7 protein-coding genes and 4 pseudogenes are annotated in these 7,177 nt (G+C 56.6%); 10 read left to right on the forward strand and 1 reads right to left on the reverse strand.

Features of this window, described 5'->3' with window-relative positions; translation table 11 throughout:
• The 9 genes and pseudogenes from ACOMDU_RS13450 to ACOMDU_RS13490 form a co-directional block, all read left to right on the forward strand.
• Positions 1–322: pseudogene (locus ACOMDU_RS13450) on the forward strand (acryloyl-CoA reductase electron transfer subunit beta); the annotation flags it as partial.
• Between the two features lie 29 nt (positions 323–351).
• Positions 352–1,082 (forward strand): annotated as a pseudogene (locus ACOMDU_RS13455) (electron transfer flavoprotein subunit alpha/FixB family protein); the annotation flags it as partial.
• Positions 1,052–1,198 carry a hypothetical protein gene (locus tag ACOMDU_RS13460; protein ID WP_421130672.1) on the forward strand — a complete coding sequence of 49 codons (147 nt, stop codon included), beginning with the start codon at positions 1,052–1,054 and terminating at the stop codon, positions 1,196–1,198. The pseudogene ACOMDU_RS13455 and the gene ACOMDU_RS13460, both read left to right, overlap by 31 nt.
• Positions 1,199–1,619: 421 nt before the next feature.
• Entirely contained in the window at positions 1,620–2,429 is an 810-nt protein-coding gene (locus ACOMDU_RS13465) for an MBG domain-containing protein (RefSeq protein WP_421130673.1), read from the forward strand.
• Complete coding sequence (locus ACOMDU_RS13470) at positions 2,402–2,695, forward strand: hypothetical protein (protein WP_421130674.1); 294 nt, start codon at positions 2,402–2,404, stop codon at positions 2,693–2,695. The genes ACOMDU_RS13465 and ACOMDU_RS13470 overlap by 28 nt, the downstream gene beginning before the upstream one ends.
• Positions 2,696–3,031: 336 nt before the next feature.
• A pseudogene (locus ACOMDU_RS13475) lies at positions 3,032–3,109 on the forward strand (barstar family protein); the annotation flags it as partial.
• A gap of 371 nt (positions 3,110–3,480) precedes the next feature.
• A complete protein-coding gene (locus ACOMDU_RS13480; protein ID WP_421130675.1) occupies positions 3,481–4,005 on the forward strand; it encodes a YgjV family protein in 525 nt (174 codons plus the stop codon).
• Positions 4,006–4,080: 75 nt separating this feature from the next.
• A complete protein-coding gene (locus tag ACOMDU_RS13485) occupies positions 4,081–4,656 on the forward strand; it encodes an RNA polymerase sigma factor (protein WP_421130676.1) in 576 nt (191 codons plus the stop codon).
• Positions 4,653–5,858: a PepSY domain-containing protein gene (locus ACOMDU_RS13490; RefSeq protein WP_421130677.1), complete on the forward strand. Its 1,206-nt coding sequence runs from the start codon at positions 4,653–4,655 to the stop codon at positions 5,856–5,858. Before ACOMDU_RS13485 ends, ACOMDU_RS13490 begins: the two co-directional genes overlap by 4 nt.
• A 43-nt stretch (positions 5,859–5,901) precedes the next feature.
• Here ACOMDU_RS13490 and ACOMDU_RS13495 read toward each other — a convergent pair whose 3' ends face one another.
• On the reverse strand, positions 5,902–6,195 hold the full coding sequence (locus ACOMDU_RS13495; protein WP_421130678.1) for a cupin domain-containing protein: 294 nt from the start codon (positions 6,193–6,195) through the stop codon (positions 5,902–5,904).
• A gap of 757 nt (positions 6,196–6,952) precedes the next feature.
• Between ACOMDU_RS13495 and ACOMDU_RS13500 the strand changes: the two are divergent.
• Positions 6,953–7,177, forward strand: a pseudogene (locus ACOMDU_RS13500) (Fic family protein); the annotation flags it as partial.

Below are 7,177 nucleotides of genomic sequence, written 5' to 3' on the forward strand. Positions count from 1 at the left end.
GGTGCTGCTGTTCGGCGCCTCCAACATCGGCCGTGACCTGGCCCCCCGCTGCGCGGCTCGCCTGCACACCGGTCTGTGCGCGGACTGCACCCACCTGGACATCGACATGCCCAACTACAAGGGCTTCCTGAAGGAAGCTTCCACCCTGCCCGAGGAGCGCATCGAGAAGCTGGGCACCGTGATGATCAACCGCGAGCCCCACGATGTGTCCCGCGACCTGAAGATGACCCGTCCCGCTTTCGGCGGTCACCTGATGGCGTCCATCATTTGCCCCCGCTTCCGCCCCGCTATGGCGACCGTTCGCCCCGGCGTTATGAAGAAGCGCGAGTGCAAGAAGAACGTGGAGATCCNGAGCCCCACGATGTGTCCCGCGACCTGAAGATGACCCGTCCCGCTTTCGGCGGTCACCTGATGGCGTCCATCATTTGCCCCCGCTTCCGCCCCGCTATGGCGACCGTTCGCCCCGGCGTTATGAAGAAGCGCGAGTGCAAGAAGAACGTGGAGATCCTGCATCCCGCGTTCGCTCTGGAAGCCGCTGACATCAAGACCGAGGTCGTGGATACCGTTAAGGCCGCCAAGAAGCTGGTTGACCTGATCGGCGCTGACTTCATCGTGTCCGTTGGCCGTGGTATCTCCAAGGACGTGGAGGGCGGCATCAAGCTGGCCGAGGAGCTGGCTGAGGTCCTGGGCGGCGTCGTGGGTTCCTCCCGCGCCNGGACGTGGAGGGCGGCATCAAGCTGGCCGAGGAGCTGGCTGAGGTCCTGGGCGGCGTCGTGGGTTCCTCCCGCGCCTGCGTGGACGCCGGCTGGATCTCCGCTGACCATCAGGTCGGCCAGACCGGCAAGACCGTCCATCCCAAGGTCTACATCGCTCTGGGTATCTCCGGCGCCATCCAGCACAAGGCTGGTATGCAGGACTCCGAGTGCATCATCGCCGTGAACAAGAACGACACCGCCCCCATCTTCGAGGTGGCTGACTACGGTATCGTCGGCGATCTGTTCAAGGTCGTNTCGCTCTGGGTATCTCCGGCGCCATCCAGCACAAGGCTGGTATGCAGGACTCCGAGTGCATCATCGCCGTGAACAAGAACGACACCGCCCCCATCTTCGAGGTGGCTGACTACGGTATCGTCGGCGATCTGTTCAAGGTCGTCCCCGAGCTGATCGAGTCCATCAAGGCTGCCAAGGCTGCGAAGTAAAACTCATTTTGCGTTTCTTCGTTCCTGTTGGCAGGTGCGCCCGGATCTATCGGCACCTCCTTCACAACACAAATGCTCTTCTTACCACCACCTTGAATCTCCGGCACCTGCCAACAGGACAAAGAAATACGATTCTCTCTGGAAAGCGAGGACGCCAAAAGGCGTCTTCGCCTTCTCTGAAAAGACCCAGTTAAATGCGTAAGTCCGGATGTTTTTGGACTTACGCATTTTTTGATTGTATCTACAAGTAAAAAGCCCGGAAATCAGGCTATGCTCCTCGTAACAGAGAATAGCACGGCGGGTAATACCCTGCACCCGCGCTAACTCTCCGGCGGAAAATAAGTCGCGGTCCTTTTTTCATAAAATGCTCTCCGAAATGTAAAAAGGTCTTGCATCGCACGTTAACGTACGGTGTATAATCATGCTGCATGAAAAAGAGAGAAAAGCCACCACGGTGACAGGCTCCATTCCCGGTGTGACCGCACCCACTATCACCTACAAAAAGGGCAATGAAACTCTGACCGCCGCCCCCGCCGACGCGGGCGATTATACCGCCAGCATCACGCTGGGCGAGGGTGAAAATGCCAAGACCGCCAGTGTGGAGTATAGCATCGAAAAAGCTACGCCCACGGCGGAGAACTTCAGCTTCACCGCTCCGACTGATTTAATCTATTACGGTAAAGCAAAGACTGCAGCCATCGCGCCCAACACCGGTATCACCGGCATGGGCGATGTCTCGGTCAAATTCGGTCGGGACGGCAGGGAAGTGCAGAATCCCACCAATGCGGGCACCTACACCGTCAAGATCGCCGTGATCGAGGGCACGAACTATGCTACCGCCTCCGAACTGACAGCGGAGAGGTGGAAGTTCACCATCGCGCGTAACACCACCGAGCCGACGGTAACGTTGAGCGGTGACACGACCTACACCGGCGGGCAGATCAAACCCACGGTAACTGTGATAGTCAGAGAGACCACGCTGGTAGTAGGTCAAGATTATACCGTCACCTATGGTGAAAACAAGAATGCCGGTGAGAACGCCGGTTCCGTGACCGTTAAGGCAATGGGCAACTATGAGTTTACGGACAAAACCGAGAATTTCTCCATCGGCAAGAAAACGCTGACCGCGGCTGATCTGGAATTCACCACGGCAGCACCTTCACCAAGGTTTATGACGGAAAGGACACCTGCGAAACCGCCACGGTGCAGATCAAGGACAACGCCAAGGTGAACGCGGGCGATACCTTTCCTACCGTCAGAGGCAGCTGTGTCTACAACAGCGCAAATGTGGAGGAAGCCAACACAGTGACCTTCACCACCAAGGCGGCAGAGAGCGAAAACTACAGCCTGCCCGTGCTCACCGTGACGCACGGCGCAAGTATCACAAAGGCGACGCCGAGTTACACCGTTCTCACCGGCCTGACTGCCAAGTACGGTCAGACGCTGGCGAACATCACTCTGCCTAAACAACTACGGTTGCGGGTAGTTACAAATTAGACAAAAGTTGCGTATAACATCTGTTATACGCAACTTTTGCTTTTTTGATATGAATACAACGTGAATCGAACCTGAAAATTGTGCAGAACAGACATAGAAAAGATACTATATTTCCATGTTTTATCTCCTGACTGAGATGATGGCATGGGAATTCTTGTTTTTAGGAGGAACAAAACATGAGAATTCCATATGGTTTTAAGAGCAATCTCATCATAACGGATGGTCTTACAGTTTGCTTGACATCACCTTATAGTATAGCGGTGCGTGAGTATGAAAGTAATGGATGAGCAGTCCTGCGCTATGTGAGAAACGATTCGTTAGGATGGTTGCAAGGACTGCGATACATTACACCAGCGCATCCGCAAGACGTTTGGGTTTCTGGACTACTTCGGAGAAAATTGGGACGCCATGTAGGGTTGCCTGGCAGAAGTGTTTTGGCAACCGGTGCAAAGACACATTATTGTGGAAGGCGTTGCCTCCATGCCCCAAGAATTGCGGGAGTATGCAGCTCCGATGCAGGAGATTTGCAACAATCTTCAGGAGAAATGTCCTTGGGCCTCGGCTACATACCGTTGAACGCAGGTACAACAAAACCTGCGGGCAACTACACTCGCTCCAAAAGCCCATGGCTTTTGGAGGTTGTCCTTTGCCGCAATTGACAAATACGGCTGTCCCATGGTACAATGAAAATCCAAAATAAGTGTGGATTTTTCTGGAGCATTGCCTTCATTTTTCGCCACGCATCCGACAGGGTGTGCGGCGTTTTTCATTAAAGGGGACGACGGATGAACGTATTTTGCCAGCTCATAGGGTTCGGCGCACTGATCGCCATGGGTCTCAGCTACTGGCAGGATGACAAGCGTACCATCTTGCTGTGGCAGGTGGTGGCCAACCAGATCTTCGCCATCCACTACACGCTGCTCCACGCACGCTCCGGCGCACTGTGCAGCTTTTTCCAGATTGCCGTGCTGCTGCTTTTCCTATTGCAGGAGAAATTCAACTGGAGTAAACTGGTCACCGCGATACCCATCGTGGCAGTATTTCTGCTGATTGCCGTGGTGACCTATGAGACGCCAGTGACGGTACTGCCCATCGTGGCATCGTTAGCGGCGATGCTGCCGTTCTTCCAGTCCAGACAGCGGGTGATACAGGTGGCGGGCATTGCCAGCGGCCTGTCGTGGCTGGTGTATGTCATTGCGGTACACAACGCCGCAGAGGACGTGGTGGGGGGGGAACGGGAGCTGACAGCTCGCTTTATCTGTGAGACAGCAGCGCTTGTCCGTGTTTACGAGGTGCTCGGCGGAGCTTGATCAAAAAAGTTTTTAAGTCCAAATGCAATAAAACGCCCTTTCCGTGCATTACACGGATGACAGGAGAAAAAGCCCATGCTCAGTATGCTGATGACAACCGAATATGTGCCGGCAGAGGATCGACACGAGCTGCAGCAGTTGTTGCTCCACATTGCCGGCGGGGAGCGTGAAGCGCTGGCGGAGCTGTATCAGCGCACGCGGACGGCGGTGTACGGTCTTGCGCTGTCCTACCTCAAAAACGCCCACGATGCGCAGGATCTCACGCAGGATGTCTATGTGCAGGTGTGGGACTGCGCGGCGCAGTACCGCCCCACCGGCTCGCCCATGGGATGGCTGCTGACCGTGTGCCGCAGCCTGTGCCTGATGCGCCTGCGGCGGGAGGAACGCCATGCCGCCCTCAGCGAGGAGGAATGGAACGCCATTCCCGCGCAGGAGTGCGGACTGGACGCCGACGAGCGCGCGCTGCTGCAAGGCGCATTGGCAAACCTTAGCGATGAGGAGCGGCGCGTTGTGCTGCTCCACGCGGTCACGGGTATGAAGCACCGGGAGATCGCGGCGCTGCTGGAGCTGCCGCTTCCTACCGTCCTGTCGAAATATCACAGAGCATTGAAGAAGATGCGAAGCTGTCTGGAAGGAGATGACGCCCGATGACCAATGAAAAGATGGAGCAGCGTCTGGCTTCGGCGGTGGAAAAGACCGCGCCGGACGATATGAGCGGCGTTCTCTCCCGCTGTGAAGCGCGGAAAGGAACGGTCATTCCCATGACAACAAAGAAAACGGTAAATCGAAAATGGACAACTCTGGTAGCCGCCTGCCTTGCGGTGATGCTGCTGTGCGGCGGAGGCATGTTCTATCAGCAGGCCCATGCGGTGGCGTCCGTGGTGTCGCTGGATGTGAACCCCAGCATCGAGCTGAAGGTCAGCAGGAACGAAAAGGTGCTCGTCTGTACCCCGCTCAACGAGGATGCCAAGGCCATCCTTGCGGATATGAGCAACGGTGCTGACCTCAAGGGTGCAAAGCTGGACGTGGCGGTGAACGCCATCGTGGGCAGCCTCGTACGAAACGGCTATCTCGACAGCATTTCCTCCGCCATCATGATCTCGGTGGAGGACAAGGATGCAGCCCGCGCGGAAAAGCTCCAGCGGGAGCTGACCAGCGCCGTGGACGGTGTGCTGCAGACCAGCGAAGCGAAGGCCGCCGTCCTGACGCAGACGCTGACGCAGGATGCGGCGCGGGAGCAGCAGGCCCGGGAAAACAATATTTCCACCGGCAAGGCGGCGCTGGTGAACTCCGTCCTCGCCATCAACCCGTCGCTGAAGTTTGACGCGCTGGCAAAGCTCTCGGTGGAGGAGCTCAAGGACCTTGCGGAAGCGGGCGCGCCCGCCATGCCCGTCGGTAAGGATGCCGCCGCTTACGCCGCGGAGCAGTATGCCGGGACAACGGCGCTTGATTCCGTTACGGCTGAGGTCGATTCCGAGCTGGACGAATTCCCCGCGCACTACGAGGTGGAGCTGCACACAGCATGGGGTGAGTTTGAGTATCTGGTGGACGCCTACACGGGGAAGGTGCTCAGCGGGCAGAAGGACTTGCTGACCACGGCCCCTGTAGGGGACGAGACGGCAAAGCCTACTGTGCCCACCGGCGACATCGGTCACGCCAAGGCGAAGTCCATCGCCTTGAACCACGCGGACGTGAGCGAGAACAAGGCGTATGACATGGAGATCGAGCTGGACGATGAGGACGGCACGCTCGTCTATGAGGTCGAGTTCAAGTTCGGCGGCATGGAGTACAGCTACGAGATCAACGCCGCCACCGGCGCGATCCTCAAGCACGAGGCAGAGTTGGATGGCTGAAAGAAAAGGCGCGAGCCGCTGCAATACAGCGGCTCACGCCTTTTTACGGGTTATACAGGATCATGTGCAGAATGGTGGTTTGGTCGGAGATGTTGCGGTAGGCGTGGGTGGTGTCGCCCTGAAAGCGGACGCTTTCGCCCGCCTGAACGACGATGGCCTTCTGATCAGCCGTGATTTCGATTGCACCGGCGAAAAGGGTGACAAACTCGGTGGTACCCCGCAGATGCGGCTCTGACTGCCAATGGCTGCCGGGAGCCAGCTCCATATAGTAGACGGAGAACTTCCGGTTTTCGTCGTCCGGAAAAAGGCAGTAAGGAGATGCATTGAAGATTATCAAAAACCTGATTTCGACCTTGCAATTCAGGGCATACTCCGCTATACTGATACTTGTTGATACTAATTGCAATCAGCGACGGAGGTGATTTCATGGATGCTGCGCTGTTTACCAAGATGCTGTCCGACAAAAATGTTCTGGATTTGAGAAAACTCGGCTATAAATTCCCGCAGGCCGACATCAAAGAGTTCACGGAGCTGCTGAAAAACGGTTTCTATCATTCGCTGCCGCTCAAGGATTTTTCCGGGCAGAACATCGTCTATCTGAGCAGCATTGCACAGGTGCGCCTTTCAGCCGCCAAGGTGCTTTTGACGCCGCAGAACAGCACACAGCTTTACGGCGTCAAGGCCATGGAGGAGGAGATCGTTTCCACCTTCACCATCGAGCAGNTCCGGGCAGAACATCGTCTATCTGAGCAGCATTGCACAGGTGCGCCTTTCAGCCGCCAAGGTGCTTTTGACGCCGCAGAACAGCACACAGCTTTACGGCGTCAAGGCCATGGAGGAGGAGATCGTTTCCACCTTCACCATCGAGCAGGTGGACTTCACCTGTGACAGCGTCCGCAAGATCCTCTCCGGTCTTGCTCCCACAGACGAAAGCGAAAGCCGCATTTTCGGCATGAAAAAGGGACTGGAGTTCATCAGCGACCCGGCGAATCAAATCACTGAGGAGACCATTCACCAGCTCTATGAAATGGCCATCGGNCAAGATCCTCTCCGGTCTTGCTCCCACAGACGAAAGCGAAAGCCGCATTTTCGGCATGAAAAAGGGACTGGAGTTCATCAGCGACCCGGCGAATCAAATCACTGAGGAGACCATTCACCAGCTCTATGAAATGGCCATCGGGGCCTATCTACCCGAGGAGGATCGGCTGCTGCCCGGTCATTTCTACCGGCATGACAGCGTGTATGTGATCGGCGCAAAGGTGGAGCATACGGGCTTTCCCTGGCAGGCGCTGCCGGAGCGCATGGGAGAGTTGGTCGCG

Origin of the sequence: Vescimonas sanitatis (assembly GCF_049060325.1) — a bacterium.
In the GTDB taxonomy this organism is placed as follows: domain Bacteria; phylum Bacillota; class Clostridia; order Oscillospirales; family Oscillospiraceae; genus Vescimonas; species Vescimonas sanitatis.